At 44.8% G+C, this 14320-nt stretch carries 15 protein-coding genes, 1 tRNA gene and 1 pseudogene; 13 read left to right on the forward strand and 4 right to left on the reverse strand.

Features of this window, described 5'->3' with window-relative positions:
• Positions 1 to 21: 21 nt before the first annotated feature.
• Positions 22 to 1140 (reverse strand): YkvI family membrane protein, encoded by a 1119-nt coding sequence (locus ACX1DY_RS05630; protein ID WP_458963204.1) that lies wholly within the window; start codon positions 1138 to 1140, stop codon positions 22 to 24.
• Between the two features lie 179 nt (positions 1141 to 1319).
• Between ACX1DY_RS05630 and ACX1DY_RS05635 the strand changes: the two genes are divergently transcribed.
• The 3 genes from ACX1DY_RS05635 (at position 1320) to ACX1DY_RS05645 (ending at position 2653) form a co-directional block, all read left to right on the forward strand.
• Positions 1320 to 1892, forward strand: coding sequence for a xanthine phosphoribosyltransferase (locus ACX1DY_RS05635; RefSeq protein ID WP_458963205.1), 573 nt, complete (start codon positions 1320 to 1322; stop codon positions 1890 to 1892).
• Between the two features lie 104 nt (positions 1893 to 1996).
• Positions 1997 to 2314: a hypothetical protein gene (locus ACX1DY_RS05640; RefSeq protein WP_458963206.1), complete on the forward strand. Its 318-nt coding sequence runs from the start codon at positions 1997 to 1999 to the stop codon at positions 2312 to 2314.
• Between the two features lie 120 nt (positions 2315 to 2434).
• A complete protein-coding gene (locus tag ACX1DY_RS05645; RefSeq protein ID WP_458963207.1) occupies positions 2435 to 2653 on the forward strand; it encodes a hypothetical protein in 219 nt (72 codons plus the stop codon).
• A 62-nt stretch (positions 2654 to 2715) separates the two neighbouring features.
• Here the strand turns inward: ACX1DY_RS05645 and ACX1DY_RS05650 are convergent, their stop codons facing one another.
• Complete coding sequence (locus ACX1DY_RS05650; protein WP_458963208.1) at positions 2716 to 3171, reverse strand: hypothetical protein; 456 nt, start codon at positions 3169 to 3171, stop codon at positions 2716 to 2718.
• A 177-nt stretch (positions 3172 to 3348) separates the two neighbouring features.
• Here ACX1DY_RS05650 and ACX1DY_RS05655 point away from each other — a divergent pair.
• Positions 3349 to 3432: transfer RNA gene (locus ACX1DY_RS05655), tRNA-Leu, on the forward strand.
• A gap of 71 nt (positions 3433 to 3503) precedes the next feature.
• On the opposite strand, the gene ACX1DY_RS05660 is transcribed toward ACX1DY_RS05655, so the two are convergent.
• The gene (locus ACX1DY_RS05660) at positions 3504 to 5408 is read right to left on the reverse strand and encodes a BglG family transcription antiterminator (protein WP_458963209.1); all 1905 of its coding nucleotides are present in this window, start codon (positions 5406 to 5408) and stop codon (positions 3504 to 3506) included.
• 160 nt (positions 5409 to 5568) lie between these two features.
• Between ACX1DY_RS05660 and ACX1DY_RS05665 the strand changes: the two genes are divergently transcribed.
• Genes ACX1DY_RS05665 through ptsP form a run of 7 tightly spaced genes read left to right on the forward strand, consistent with a single transcriptional unit; the run spans position 5569 to position 11581 of the window.
• Positions 5569 to 5877: a PTS sugar transporter subunit IIB gene (locus tag ACX1DY_RS05665; protein WP_458963431.1), complete on the forward strand. Its 309-nt coding sequence runs from the start codon at positions 5569 to 5571 to the stop codon at positions 5875 to 5877.
• A gap of 27 nt (positions 5878 to 5904) precedes the next feature.
• Positions 5905 to 7122 carry a PTS sugar transporter subunit IIC gene (locus ACX1DY_RS05670; protein ID WP_458963210.1) on the forward strand — a complete coding sequence of 406 codons (1218 nt, stop codon included), beginning with the start codon at positions 5905 to 5907 and terminating at the stop codon, positions 7120 to 7122.
• A 20-nt stretch (positions 7123 to 7142) separates the two neighbouring features.
• Positions 7143 to 7490 (forward strand): PTS lactose/cellobiose transporter subunit IIA, encoded by a 348-nt coding sequence (locus ACX1DY_RS05675; RefSeq protein ID WP_458963211.1) that lies wholly within the window; start codon positions 7143 to 7145, stop codon positions 7488 to 7490.
• A gap of 18 nt (positions 7491 to 7508) precedes the next feature.
• Positions 7509 to 8948 (forward strand): glycoside hydrolase family 1 protein, encoded by a 1440-nt coding sequence (locus ACX1DY_RS05680; protein ID WP_458963212.1) that lies wholly within the window; start codon positions 7509 to 7511, stop codon positions 8946 to 8948.
• Between the two features lie 45 nt (positions 8949 to 8993).
• On the forward strand, positions 8994 to 9575 hold the full coding sequence (locus ACX1DY_RS05685; protein ID WP_458963213.1) for a YczE/YyaS/YitT family protein: 582 nt from the start codon (positions 8994 to 8996) through the stop codon (positions 9573 to 9575).
• Between the two features lie 18 nt (positions 9576 to 9593).
• Positions 9594 to 9875, forward strand: coding sequence for a phosphocarrier protein HPr (locus ACX1DY_RS05690; RefSeq protein ID WP_458963214.1), 282 nt, complete (start codon positions 9594 to 9596; stop codon positions 9873 to 9875).
• Positions 9860 to 11581, forward strand: a complete 1722-nt coding sequence (gene ptsP / locus ACX1DY_RS05695) for a phosphoenolpyruvate--protein phosphotransferase (RefSeq protein ID WP_458963215.1) — start codon at positions 9860 to 9862, stop codon at positions 11579 to 11581. Before ACX1DY_RS05690 ends, ptsP begins: the two co-directional genes overlap by 16 nt.
• Positions 11582 to 11608: 27 nt before the next feature.
• Here ptsP and ACX1DY_RS05700 read toward each other — a convergent pair.
• Positions 11609 to 12402: pseudogene (locus ACX1DY_RS05700) on the reverse strand (LysR family transcriptional regulator).
• A 129-nt stretch (positions 12403 to 12531) separates the two neighbouring features.
• Between ACX1DY_RS05700 and ACX1DY_RS05705 the strand changes: the two are divergent.
• A complete protein-coding gene (locus ACX1DY_RS05705; RefSeq protein WP_458963216.1) occupies positions 12532 to 13248 on the forward strand; it encodes a GDSL-type esterase/lipase family protein in 717 nt (238 codons plus the stop codon).
• A gap of 143 nt (positions 13249 to 13391) precedes the next feature.
• A complete protein-coding gene (locus tag ACX1DY_RS05710; RefSeq protein ID WP_458963217.1) occupies positions 13392 to 14276 on the forward strand; it encodes a stalk domain-containing protein in 885 nt (294 codons plus the stop codon).
• Positions 14277 to 14320: the final 44 nt, after the last annotated feature.

The following is a 14320-nucleotide window of genomic DNA, read 5'->3' on the forward strand; positions in this document are numbered from 1 at the left end:
TTATCGCTGCCGCAGCAATCATCATCGCCTAATCCGAATTACAGGCTTCACAGCAGCGATAGTGATGCCTTTGCCTCCGGAACCGGGAGGATCGCCCTTGCGCGGAGGAGGCGACATCGGGGCACGCAGCAGCATTACTGCCCATACCAGCGACAGAGCGCCGAAGATTGGATAGAACACGCCAAGCAGCGAGCTGAAGCCGAACTGGCTGAAGAGATAGCAGATAAGCATCAGCAGCGGGGTTACAAGGACGGGAGCGATGGGCAGACGCTGCTGTAGCTGCACGCCGACACCATAAATATTCGCCACAAAGGTGCTGAAAATTTCCATAAATATGAGCAGCAGATAGATGAGCTGCACAATGGGGCCCAGGCGAAACGCGATGCTGCCCATTGGGATTTCGAACTGCAAAATTCCCGGCATTTGCGAGCTCATGGCAAAATGCGCGGCCAGCAGCATGAACCCAATCCCCACTCCGCCCAGAATGCCGCCCAACCAAAGCGGCTGTTCATCATCCGTATGCCGGGCCAGCGGCACCAATACGGCTTGGGCCATCCCGAGGTTGAAGGCGGTATAGAGCAAAGGGGACATCCAGGCATCAAAGATGTTGTGGTCTGTTCTTAAGAACAGAAAACGTTCCGCGCCCGGGACCCCGAGCGTATTAAAAGTAATAATTAGCGACAGAGTAAGCATTAAAGGGACGACAAGGCTGTTGATCTGCAGAATGCCGGAAATGCCGCGCTTCAGCAATAAGTAGGAGCCGAATATGGTCAGCAGCAATCCCGCCTGAAAGGGCAGCCTGAGACGCTCCTCAAAAATAGCACCGGCCCCTGCCAGCATAATGCTGGTGACGCCGATCAGGATAATCATCGTAAACAGGCTGATGATGCTTCCCGCACGTTCTCCAAAAAGATACCGGTTGAAATCCTCATAAGAATCCGCTTCAATGCGGCGGGCGATGACCATCATTTTCGTTCCCAGCCATATAAAAAGTACGCTTGAGAGCAGAATGGTCAGCACTGCCCAGTGCCCGTACCTGGTGAAGAAACGGAGGATTTCCTGGCCGGTGGCGAAACCGGCGCCTACTATGGTGCCAATATAGGTAAAGGCGATTTGCATGGTGCGGACACGGGATTTCATGACTCCCCTCCTAAAAGTGCTGCATTGATAAAAAAGGCGATGCTCAAAGGATAGCCTTGTGCAGTCCATATAGTACAGGTTATGATGATGAGCAGAGGGACATGACTTCTGCCTAATGCTTAAGTGGGGTTATTATAGTAGAACGTCTGAAATATAAAGGGTAATGGAGGTTCATAGCCATGGAATTATTGAAACAACGGATTTTGCAGGAAGGGGTCGTCGTTTCCGATCAGGTGCTGAAGCTGGATGCACTGCTCAACCACCAGGTAGACCCTGAGCTGACGATGGAAATGGGACGGGAGTTTGCCGGGAGATTTGCTGATGCTGGAGTAACACGGGTAGTTACCGTGGAATCCTCGGGTATTGCCGTGGCATTTGCCACCGCTTACGAGATGAAAGTGCCGCTTGTTTTTGCCCGCCGCAAAAAAACGCTGCTTGCCGATCCCGACGCCTTGTGCGAGAGAGTGCCTTCATTTACGAAGGGTATCGTTACAGATATCATGCTGTCCCGCCAGTACATTTCTCCGGACGATAAAGTCCTCTTTATCGACGACATTATCGCCAATGGGGATGCTGCGCGCGGCTTGATCAAAATCATCCAGCGCTCTGGCGCTGAACTGGTCGGACTGGGTGTGGTTGTGGAGAAAAGTTTCCAGGCCGGGGCAAGAACGATCAGGGAGCAGGGCATCCGGCTGGAGTCGCTTGTCAGAATTACGTCTCTTAGCGAAGGAACAATTGTCTTTGACAATTAAACAGTGACAAATACAGGAACGCAGCCTAATTTTGCAACAACTGCTTTTCACCCTATAACTTTTCCTTTATAATGGGTATCAGACATGAGAGAGGAGGCGTCACAATGGGGAAAGAACCGGTGACAGAGCAATTTTTTATTGATAAATTAACCGAGGCCAAGGATCATTTCGAGCGTGCGCTGGATTGCAAACATACGGAGTTCGACGATCTGTATCCCTATATGATTGAACATCCTCAGTTTTTCTGGTATAAACGTTATGTTGCTTGGTCGGAGCTTCTGACCATCACAAGTTTGTGTGAAGAGCTGTCCTTCAACTGGAGACAGAATTTCACGGATCATCAGGTGGAATACTTGGAAGAACGTGTGATGTCCGCTAAAGTTCTTGACTTCTGGTTTGAGAAGAATGAAGCGCTGATATAGGAACTTCATAAGATATACATTGATGTGATTGGCAAGCAATTAGACCCGAATGGTTTATCATTTGGGTCTTTTTCATGAGTGGAAAGGGTAGATTAAGTGTAGAAAGGAGACTTTGGACGCATGATCAGTGATGAACAGCTGGATGCTTACCGGATATCCGGAGAACGTATACGTGTTGTGCGTGACGGCTTGGAGAGCAATGATGTAAAAGGTATTGTCCTGGCCTGGGACGAGTCTCAGGTGATGATCCGCCGCCCTAATAAGCGGATAGTGAAGCTGGACCGCAACTATATATACCAGCCTTATACCGAGCCCAGACAAACCCCTGAGAATTTATAAAAAGCACAAGCAGCCCCGTCCGGTTATGGACGGGGCTACTGATCTATAGACGGCAACAGTTCTTAAATTGACAAAGCCATCTGTTCTGCCGTTTCTTCCCGGGGAATACTGTGAATCTCCGGGGACAAGCCGAGATAGGCGCGCATGCGCTGCATCATTTCATTGCGGAAGCCGGGCCACGGGATATTCATCTCACCGGTATATCCCCGGCAGGAATACTGGGCCTCTACGCCGCGTTGATCCTGGCGGACAGTGGTGATCTTCAGATTATGCGCGTTAAGCTCACGGGTGATCTCCTGCAGCATCAGCGAAGTTTTCTTCGTTGCACCGGATACCAGCTCCATGTATAGCTGAGGAGTCTTGAACAACCCGCTTTTGCCGATTACCCGGCAATCACGTTCAAATACTTTATGAATAAACGTTAGCAGCAGATAACTTCTGACAAGGGACATTTCGCTAGGGGTTATTTCTTCAGGGAGTGCTACAGAGTGTAGTGGATTTCTCTTGGTAGTCGCCACATAAATCACCTCATTTATAGTATGCGAACCTTTGTTCTTATTATACCCTGATTCCACAAATAAAAGCAATTATTATACAAAAAATTCATTTACATAAAATCATTATAAAAAGATTGACTTCACGATCTCATCGTGGTATGATCTATCTTGTGGCCGCGAAAATGGTCATCTAAATATGCGGTCGTGGCGGAATTGGCAGACGCGCACGGTTCAGGTCCGTGTGGTAGCAATACCGTGGAGGTTCGAGTCCTCTCGACCGCATCAGCTTTTCAATGAATGAGCTTCTGAATTTCCTTTGTTGGAGATTCAGAAGCTTTTTCGTTCTTATGGGATTATTCCCAGCAGGCGATTAGTTGATTGACAAAATCATCAAAGTGCTCCAGGGATGACAACAGATTCACATTTTTGTCGTCCGTTAATATGGTGGCGTGTGCATCGAATACGTCGCGGAATATTTTTCGATCCTCCCCGCTGACGGTGATTAACAAAACAATTTTCACGGTAGAATGATCCCACTTGATGCCATTTGGATTCAAATAAATGAACATGCCCGTTTTGCGGGATTCCATTTTGATCGCATGAGGAATAGCCACTTGTCCGAACGCGGTAGAGGACATCGCTTCCCGTTCCATAATTTTGGTGAAAAAATCTTCATCCGTATAACCGTCCCGGTTCATAATTTGACAGATAAACCGTAAAACCTCTTCTTTCCCGGACCTTGCCGTAGAGCTGCAGAAATGCCTTTCGTCCAAAAAAGATTGTAGATGGAGCTTAAATTGATTTTTCTTTTTTTGCTCTTTTAGCTCAAATATTTTGTTCGACACTTTCTCCCGGTCGCTTTCGACAAAAAACGGAGTAATTACGACATACGGGACTTCCGGAATTTTGTGCAATTGGGCGGAAGAAATAATAAAATCGCTGGATGCATGATTCAAATCGCTTTCGTCCGTGACAATTGAATGAATTGAAATATCGTCGCCAAAATACTGCTGCAATTTATTGATCATTTGCACATTCATGTTGTAGTAGAGCGGAAACAGCACCGTGCACGAAATTTTTATGTTCGATTGCCGCTGCAATTCAATGGCATACCCCAGGTGAAAAGCCAAATAAGCAATTTCATCGTCGCTGATCCTAAACCCGGTTTTTTCTGTAATCACATGGGAAGCGTGCACGGCACAATCGTAAATGAGCGGGCATTCCCTTTTGATCGTGTTCGTTAACGGATTTTTCGTTGAATGGTTGTTTTTTAAGCGCATCAGCAGGTTTTTTACATGCAGCGTAAAACGGGTAATAAAATCGGCATCGGCAATACTGATATAGTAATACTTATCCAAGTCGGAGGCGATTTCGCTGACCAAATCAATACAGTCTTTCCCGGCAATCTCTTTTAGGTCGCTGACTTCAATTTGCGTAAAGTTGACGTTTGTCCCATTGCACGTAATCAAGAGCGCCAAATCGGCGATTTCCTCTTCCGAGTATGACACATGAAAATAGGCTTCCAGTTTAAAGGCGATTTCCTTGGCGATTACATACGCGGTGTTGTCGGCATTATAATTTAAGGTCTTATTTAAAAACTGAAAATCATGCTTCATTCTGTCTAGCGCAATGGTGATATGGATGATCACATTGGTTAAATAAAAATCATTGGTGAAAAAGTGATGGGAAGAAAAGGCTTCAATAACGACTTTCCGAATGTAATCTACATTCAATTCATCATAAAACCTTTTAATTTTATCTATGTCGATAAAGCTTCCGTCGGCCTCCTCGTACAAAATGCTGCTCATTAGTTTACGCTTGTCCTTTTCATTGCCGCTCAAACTTAAGTGATCCTTAACTAAACTCAATTCCAGGTTATTTTTGGCAAGTTTTTCCTTAATCAGCTTTAAATCCAGCCTCAGCGTGGACTCGCTGATAAACAGGGCATCGCTTAAATCATAAATATATATAGGCTGATTGGTGTGCACCATTTTTTTCAGAATATAAGCGATTCTTTCAGATTGCGTTTGCGGGATCGCTCTTTGTTCGTTGGTCAGAAAAGTGTTTACCTGATCCGTATCGACTTTATAGCCTGTATTCGACGACAGGATTAACCCGCGTTGAAGCTGATTAATTTCGCTGATATAAGATTTGATGGTACGTTTGGACACGCCATACTTATCCGCCAAACTTTGCGACGAAATCCAATGGTTGCAGGAGCTTAAATATTGAATTAAATCAATATACTGTGTTTTCATAGGCGTTTCCCCACTTTAAAATGTTGCACCTAAGGGGTGCAGTTTTTTATTTGAGACCGGTTTTGGATTTGTAATATAGTTTGGTTGTAGCAATGACAGCGCTGTCACACCACGATTATAAAGAAAAGCGAGGAGGATTACCATGGCAAATGCAGGCGAAGTGCTTAACGTGTTACTAATCTGCGGGTCGGGAGCAAGCTCCGGCTTTATGGCTGCCAATATTCGCAAGGCCGCAAAAAAAAGAAACTTGAATATGGACATCAAAGCCAGAGGGGAAGCGGAAATCGAAAATTACATCCATGATATTGATGCTTTATTAGTCGGTCCCCACTTGGCATATATCATGGATGACATTAACGAGGTTACCAAGGATACCAATGTTAGAGTGCTCTTAATGAAGCCTTCTTATTATTCCACTTTGGATGGGGAAGCGGCCTTGGATGATTTGCTGAGTGAGTTGAAGAGCTAAAAAGGGGATGAAGAAATGAATAAATTAATGGAATGGCTCAAAAACGATTTCGCTCCGAAGATGAATAAAGTCAATAACAATGTATGGATCATCACGCTCAAGGATTCCGTTATGCAACTGTTGCCTTTCATTCTTCTGGGATCGGTATTTTGCCTGCTCACTATCCCCGGCGATATCTATCATATCAAAAACTACCCTAATTTCTGGGTTCCGTTCGGATGGACGATGGGTATGCTCTCGCTGCTGATTTCTTTCCTGATTCCGTTCAATTTGATGGAGAAAAAGAAGCTGAGAAAGCAACGCTTTATCGCCGGCTGCACCAGTTTGATTGTTTTCCTGATTATCATTACTCCTCAGGTCGTCAAAGACGGTACGGTTGGCTTTTCCCATAGTTCTTTGGGAAGCGGAGGCATGTTCGTTGCTATCATCGCCGCTATTTTCACCGGATATATCATGAGCCTGTTTGGAAAATTCTCTTTTTTCAAAGAAGATTCCGTCATTCCGGATTTTGTCAGAGCCTGGTTTGATTCCATGCTGCCCATCGGGATCACTTTGGTGATGGCTTGGGTGTTGGTTGATATCGTTCATGTTGATATATACAACATCATTTTAAATATTTTTATGCCTTTGGCGGGCGTGGTAGAGACGCCTTGGGGATTCATCCTGATTATATTTTTATACTGTTTCTTATATTCCATGGGGATCTCCAGCTGGGTGTTAACCCCTGTCACCAAACCGATTTTTCTGGCGGCCATTACCGCAAACGCGACCATGGGGGCGCATAATCTCGTAACGTCTGAAACGATTTTTTCGGCATACCTGTTTGCAGGCGGTGTGGGCTGTACGTTGCCCCTGGTTATTATGCATATGTTCTCTAAAAGCACCAAGCTAAAAGCGCTGGGCCGGGCAAGCTTTATACCCGCCATCTTTAATATCAACGAGCCTTTGGTGTTCGGTTCGATCGTATGGAACCCCCTATTGATGCTGCCGATGTGGATCATCGGGATCATCTTGCCGGCGCTCGCTTGGATAGGGACGAAAGTCATTCCTTTCGGCTCCATCCCGAAAGTGCTCTTCGATCTGTGGTACGTTCCTTTTCCGATCTCCACGTGGATTACGACAGGGACGGTCACAGGCATTATTTTGATGCTGATCTGCGTTGCGGTAGCTACGCTGATTTGGTACCCATTTTTCAAAACCTACGAAAAACAAGAGCTTGAAAAAGAATCGCCGCAAACCAATTAATCTGTTAAGGGGACTTTATTATGACATCGGAACAAGTGGCTCAAGAGGCGATGCAAATCATTTTGCACGCCGGGGAAGCAAGAAAGCATTGCACGGATGCGTTAAAGGACATTGAGAATAGCGACTTTGCCGGAGCGAAGGAGAAGATGAAATTAGCCAACGACGAAATTGTAATCGCCCATCGAGTGCAAACGAACTGCATCCAAAAGGAAACGGAAGGCGAACAAGGAGAGTACTCGGTCTTATTCGCCCATGCACAAGACACGCTTATGACGATTTATAGTGAAATTAATATTGCCAAGCGGTTAATCGACATTTTCGAGAGCTTTAATCAGAGGCTGACCCAATTAGAAATGATCAATAAATAAAGGGAGGAAGTAATCCAAATGAAAAATATTCCACCAGGATTTCCAGCCGATTTTTTATGGGGAGGAGCTATTGCTGCCAACCAGGCAGAAGGCGCTTACAATGTGGACGGAAAAGGGTTAAGCGTAGCAGATATTAATGAATATACGGCTGAAATTCCTTTAGATAAAAAGTACAATACAGAGCTGACTATGGACTATATTAAGGAAGCTATGCAGAATGAAGAGCGGATTTTTCCAAAACGTTGGGGAATCAATTTCTATCACACTTATAAAGAAGACTTGAAATTGCTCAGCGAGCTTGGACTGAAAACCTTTCGCACCTCGATCAATTGGACAAGAATTTTTCCGAACGGAGACGAAGAGCAGCCTAATGAAGAAGGCTTGAAATTTTATGATAACCTGATCGACGAAATCATAGCAAACGGGATGGAGCCGATGATCACCCTGTCCCATTACGAGATGCCGCTTCATTTAGCACTGGCTTATAAAGGCTGGTACTCCAGAGAAATGATCGAATTTTTTGTCCGCTTTAGCCAAGTGATTCTTGACCGGTACCATAAAAAGGTGAAATATTGGATTATTATTAATCAAATCAATTTAATTGTTCATGAATCCTTTAACCATCTGGGCATTGCGGAGGATGTAGTGGATGATTTAGCCTCCGCCAAATATCAGGGTGTGCATAATGAAATGGTAGCATGCGGTTTGGTTACGAAGTATGCCAAAAGCCTGGATTCCGACTTGCAAATCGGGATGATGCTCTGCGGGGGACCAGCCTATCCGGCTACCAGCAAACCGGAAGATGTATTCGCCACTGTTCGCAATAATCAAATGGAGTACTTTTTCTCCGATGTTTTAATGCGCGGATATTATCCTGGCTATGCTTTCCGTTACTTCCACGACAACAATATTACCGTTGAATTTGCGGAAGGCGACGAAGAAGCCTTGAGAAATACGGCTGACTTTATGTCATTTTCCTACTACTATACCCGCATTTTTGATGCAGAAAGCTTGAAAAACAAAACAGGACCTTACCGCAATTTTGAGCTTCCGGCCAATTCGTGGGGATGGACGATTGATCCTACCGGTCTTCGCACCATGCTTAACCTGTTCTATGACCGGTATCAGTGCCCTATTTATATCACGGAAAACGGGGTTGGCTACCATGACAAATTAGAAGAGAATGATTCGGTTCATGATCCTTATCGGGTTGACTATTACCGGGCTCATATCGAGCAAATGAAAGAAGCCATTAAGGATGGGGTAGATCTAAGAGGCTATTATGCTTGGGGGCCTATTGATATCATTAGCTGTTCTTCTTCGGAAATGAGCAAACGCTACGGATTTATTTACGTAGATCAGGATGATTACGGCAAGGGCAGCAAGAAGCGCTTGCGTAAGGACAGCTTTTATTGGATGCAGAAAGTAATCGCTTCCAATGGAGAAAACTTGGACTAAAGGATGCGTAAATACCCGATAACTATGACATTTGGCGGACGATTGGTGATTGTTGCCGTTGCTATAGGGTTAACCGCGCTGGCAGTCAATTTGTTTATCGAATGCAATATAGGGTCCGATACATTAACGGTTTTGTTGGATGGATTGCATAGAAGCACCGGAATGAGTGTAGGCTTGGCCAGCTTTTTAGTAAGTATTATTTTTCTGGCAGCGGGTCTTTGGCTAGACCGCCGCTCAATCGGTTTTTCTTCCATCATGTATTCCTTTTTGGTAGGGCCCTTCATAAATTGGATTCATCCGTTCATTGCCAATATGGAGCTGGCAGATTTACCGCTATTCAACAAAATCGTCATCGTCATCCTGGCTAACCTTTGTTTCTCCATCAGTTATGTATTGTTGATGAATTTCGGCGATGGTATGTATGCGATAGATGCGGTTTTGCGATATCTGGAGTCAAAATTCGGATTAAAGTATGCTTTTGCCAGAATCGGCGCAGATGCCGTCTTTTTAAGCAGCGGATTCTTGTTCGGCGGGATCGTGGGGATCGGAACAGTGATCGCTTTTGCATTAACGGGGCCGGGAACCGTAATGCTCCAAAAGATACCAATAAAGAGGAATTTTGCATAGAAAGAGGAGATAGAAACTATGGTGAAAAAAACATTTACAGTCATTGACGAGGTAGGCATTCACACGCGTCCGGCTTCTATCCTGGTTCAAGCCGCAGGCAGGTACAATGCGGAGGTGAACATTGAATATAACGGCCGGACCGTTAACCTGAAATCCATTGTGGGCGTGCTGTCTTTGGGGGTTCCGCAAGGAGCTCAAATTCAAATTGATGCGGCTGGTTCCGATGAGGATAAGGCGATCCAAGGGATTGAAGAAGCATTGAAAAAGGAAGGGCTCGGCGAACCATGCGAAATCATCTGAAAGGAATCGGCGCTTCAGCCGGTATAGCGATCGCCAAAGCCTACCGCCTGGAGGAGCCGGAGCTGCAAATCGTAAAAAAGAGCACCCGGGACAAGGATGCCGAAAAAAGGCGATTGGAGCAGGCTATCAGCCGCTCCAAAGCGGAGCTTGAAAAAATTACGGATTACGTAAACCGCGAGCTTGGCGCCGATAAAGCGGAAATTCTCGCTGCCCAGCTATTAGTGTTAAATGACCCGGAGCTGTTAAATCCGGTGTTCGAGCGGATAGGCACGGAAGGCGTAAATGCTGAATTTGCCTTAAAAGAATCAGCCGACAGATTTGTTTCCATGCTGGAAGCGATGGATAACGAATATATGCGGGAACGCGCCAAAGACATCCGCGATGTAACGAATCGGGTAACCGCCCATTTATTAGGTGTGCAAATTTCCGATCCCAGCTTGATTTCCGAAGAAGTTGTCATCATCGCCGGGGATTTAACACCTTCAGATACTGCGCAGTTAAATCGCCGATATGTGAAAGGGTTTACGACGGATATCGGCGGCCGCACCTCCCATTCGGCGATCATGGCCCGCACGATGGAAATCCCGGCTGTTGTCGGTACAAAAGAAGCTACGTCCAGGATTGAACACGGCGCCCTGGTCATTGTTGACGGATTAGAAGGCGAAGTCATTATCGACCCGTCACCAGAAACGCTTGCCCGATATGAAGCGAAAAAAGCAAAATACGAAACGCAAAAAGCGCAGTGGGCAAACCTGGTTCATGAGCCGACGGTAACGAAAGACGGCGTGCACGTCGAACTGGCCGCGAACATCGGTACGCCGGCTGACCTTACAAGTGTGCTGGAAAACGGAGGGGAAGCGGTCGGGCTTTACCGTACGGAGTTCCTTTATATGGGAAAAGACCGGCTACCGACAGAGGAAGAGCAATTTAACGCCTATAGAATCGTGCTTGAAAAAATGCAAGGAAAGCCGGTGGTGGTCCGTACTTTGGACATCGGCGGCGATAAGGAGCTGGCTTGCTTGAAGCTCCCCAAAGAAATGAATCCGTTTTTAGGCTTCAGAGCGATTCGTTTATGTCTGAATGATCAGGCTATTTTCCGTACACAATTACGCGCCCTATTGCGTGCCAGCGTCTATGGCAACTTGAAAATCATGTTTCCTATGATTGCGACGCTTTCTGAGTTTAGAGAAGCTAAGGCAATTACTTTAGAAGAAAAAGAAAAGCTTGCAAAAGAAAATATAAAAGTAGCGGAACAAATTGAAATCGGCATGATGGTGGAAATACCATCTACCGCTGTCATGGCCGATCAATTTGCCCAAGAAGTCGACTTTTTCAGCATTGGCACCAATGATTTGATCCAATATACCATGGCTGCCGATCGTATGAATGAACGCGTATCCTACTTGTATCAACCCTTTAACCCGGCGGTTTTGCGGCTGATATCCATGGTCATTGACGCAGCGCATAAAGAAGGAAAACGGGTTGGCATGTGCGGGGAAATGGCCGGCGATCCTCTGGCCATTCCTATATTGCTCGGCCTGGGGCTCGACGAGTTCTCCATGAGCGCAACCTCGATCCTTCCGGCACGCGCGCAAATCAAGGAGTTAGCCAGTGAGCAGGCAAAAAGCGTTAAAGATGCCGTCCTGTCCTTGAAAACGTCTGAAGAGGTCGTTGAGCTTGTAAAAAAGACATTTTATATTCCATAACTCTTATATGAAGACAGCTCCTCGAAGCTATAAGCTCCGGGGAGCTTTTTTGGTAACATCATTTGTACTAAGCTTAGAAAAATAGTCAACAGCAAACTGACGAAACAATCGCGCTGCCTGTGGCAGATAGCGTTCTACAGTATATGAGAGTGATATGGTTCTTTCACAAACAGGTTCTTCAATATGTAAAAGCTTCATAGAAGATCCCGTAGATCCTCCCCACGTAATTGCAGGCATAAATGCGATACCCTGTCCTGCTCTAATAAGACCACGAACAGTTGATGGATCGTCGCTTTCAAAAATAATATGAGGGGTAAATCCGGCATACTGGCAAAATCTATCAGTGACTTCCCGAAGACCCTGACCTGCTTTTAGGCTGATGAAATCCTCGCCTGCAACCTCACTTAGATGGATACTCGTACGTGTAGCAAGAGGATGTTCAACGGGAACTGCGAGAAAGATTTCTTCCTTTACAATAGGAATACTATTAGTACCTTCAAGCTTAATGGGGGATGAGGAAATACATAAGTCAAAATCTGGTTTGGTTATTGAACCGGGGAACCGGCTAAATCATTTAGTTCATTTTTGCCAGCTTCTATGGCAGTCAATGCTTGTTCTACTTTTTTTAAGAACGCTTTACCATATTGATTTAGCTGTATATACTTTCCGCGGCGGTCAAACAATAAAACTCCGAGTTCCTTTTCTAAAAGTGAAATAGTTTTACTAAGTGCCGGTTGAGGGATATGAAGTTCTTCGGCAGCCCGCGTTACGTGTTCATAACGGGCAACGGTTTGAAAATATTTAAGCTGTAATAATTCCATAATTAATCCTTTCATACATTCAAATGTATATATATTATATACAATTATATATTAGACGCTATATATTTCGGGCTTATAATAAAAATAAAGTAGCGAATTTCAGTCTATTGAAACGGAGTGATGATTGTTATGACAACAAACAGAATGGTGGAACTTTTACAAGATCCGGAAATTAAAGAAGCAATAGAACAAATGGAGTACAATAATTTCCTTGAATACAAGAAAGGTTTAATAAAGAAGTATAAGATGCGTAATCAGTATATTAAAAAGGGGCAGGTTTTATTTGTAGGTTCCTCCTTAATGGAGCATTTTCCTATAGATGAAATGCAGTCTGTTGTAGGCTTAGACCGTGTAATCTATAATCGTGGAATTGGCGGCATTACTACAAATGAACTGCTAACCATAATGGATGAGTGTATTTTTGATTTAGAACCATCAAAGATTTTTATTAATATTGGATCAAATGATATTGGTGGCGGTTTAGAGGACGGCAAAAAAGAAATATTACTAGAAAACTATAATGAAATTTTGAGTCAAATTAAAAAACAATTGCCTAAATGTGAAGTATATGTGATGGCTTATTATCCGGTAAATTCAAAGGGGGATTTTGGGTTAGAGCCGGAAAGCCAGAAAAACATGTTTGCTTCACGTAATAATGCCAATATTAGGATGGTAAATGAAGAAGTAAAAGCATTAGCTATGAAATTAGGGCTCAATTTTATTAACGCTAATGAAGGTTTGACAGATGATGAGGGGAATTTGAAAGCAGAGTTTACTGTGGAAGGCGTTCATATGTGGCCAAACGCATATTATGTCATTCTTGAGAATATGAAAAGGTATTTATGAGCTGGTGATCCCTTAATACACCATAATCCACAATGGGAAAAATATAGTCACAATTCAAGAGCTCATGCAACAATTCTCCCGCGCCAGTTGTATATAAAGTGCAGAACCGATTGAACGGTTCAAGATGAAGGGAGAACTTGACTATGAAAAAACTATCTACTACCATTGTGGCTTGTGCGCTTACGGTTGCAATGCCCATGTCCGCCCTGGCGGCTGGAGCAGCGGAGAACATGCTGATTGCCTCCCATCATGTATCCCAAGCTGCTGTACAACAAAAAGAAATCAAGATGCAGGCGAAGGTTATAAATAAAGTAGTTATGGTACCTGCACGGGCTGTTTTTGAGGCTCTTGGCTTTACGGTTACCTGGAATGCAAAAGAGAAGAAATTACATGCGGAAAATGGAGAAAGAGAGACTGACGTAGTGCTTGGGGACGACAATTACTTCGCCTACAGCACCAAATCCATTGGCATGACGGCTCCCGTTCCCCTCGGCGCCGCTCCCGTTAAAATCGGAGGCTCCATCTACGTGCCTGTGAAGCTGTTCAGCATTGTGCTTGGTAATCAAGCAAATCCGGTAGTTGTAAAGGGAGGAAAGATCATCGTTAACAGCGGCAGCAAGATGGAGAATACACAGATTCCGAACCCTTTTATAAACTATGATAGCGTAGATGCTGCAAGAAAGGCTGCAGGTGCAAATTTTGCAGTTCCTACCGAACTCCCCGAAAACTACAAGCAGGACGAAATCTCTGTGCTGGGCAGTACCCGAATGGCACAGATCGTCTATACGAACGGAGAAAATACTCTGTTCTACCGTGTATCGCAGGAAACCGGGGATATTAGCGGTGATTACAATGTCTATGATAGTATAAAGACAGTTGCCATCGGGAAGCTTCAGGTTACCCTGAAAGGTAACAAAGGGCTTGTCTCCGTCGCTTCATGGGAAGCGGATGGCTTTAATTACTGTTTGATGGCTGACAGCGCCCTTACCGCTGAACAAATGCAGAAGACTATTCTCAGCATTAAATAATACTATGACGAATAGCTTTGTACGGCTGCGACCGCCCTTAAAAT

It is taken from the genome of Paenibacillus sp. BAC0078 (assembly GCF_054483875.1).

Bases quoted from the DNA above. Each gene is read 5' to 3' on its own strand.
- ACX1DY_RS05680 (WP_458963212.1), top strand. From the start codon at position 7,509: ATGAAAAATATTCCACCAGGATTTCCAGCCGATTTTTTATGGGGAGGA.
- ptsP (WP_458963215.1), top strand. From the start codon at position 9,860: ATGCGAAATCATCTGAAAGGAATCGGCGCTTCAGCCGGTATAGCGATC.
- ACX1DY_RS05705 (WP_458963216.1), top strand. From the start codon at position 12,532: ATGACAACAAACAGAATGGTGGAACTTTTACAAGATCCGGAAATTAAA.
- ACX1DY_RS05645 (WP_458963207.1), top strand. From the start codon at position 2,435: ATGATCAGTGATGAACAGCTGGATGCTTACCGGATATCCGGAGAACGT.
- ACX1DY_RS05690 (WP_458963214.1), top strand. From the start codon at position 9,594: ATGGTGAAAAAAACATTTACAGTCATTGACGAGGTAGGCATTCACACG.
- ACX1DY_RS05670 (WP_458963210.1), top strand. From the start codon at position 5,905: ATGGAATGGCTCAAAAACGATTTCGCTCCGAAGATGAATAAAGTCAAT.
- ACX1DY_RS05640 (WP_458963206.1), top strand. From the start codon at position 1,997: ATGGGGAAAGAACCGGTGACAGAGCAATTTTTTATTGATAAATTAACC.
- ACX1DY_RS05630 (WP_458963204.1), bottom strand. From the start codon at position 1,140: ATGAAATCCCGTGTCCGCACCATGCAAATCGCCTTTACCTATATTGGC.
- ACX1DY_RS05710 (WP_458963217.1), top strand. From the start codon at position 13,392: ATGAAAAAACTATCTACTACCATTGTGGCTTGTGCGCTTACGGTTGCA.
- ACX1DY_RS05675 (WP_458963211.1), top strand. From the start codon at position 7,143: ATGACATCGGAACAAGTGGCTCAAGAGGCGATGCAAATCATTTTGCAC.
- ACX1DY_RS05660 (WP_458963209.1), bottom strand. From the start codon at position 5,408: ATGAAAACACAGTATATTGATTTAATTCAATATTTAAGCTCCTGCAAC.
- ACX1DY_RS05635 (WP_458963205.1), top strand. From the start codon at position 1,320: ATGGAATTATTGAAACAACGGATTTTGCAGGAAGGGGTCGTCGTTTCC.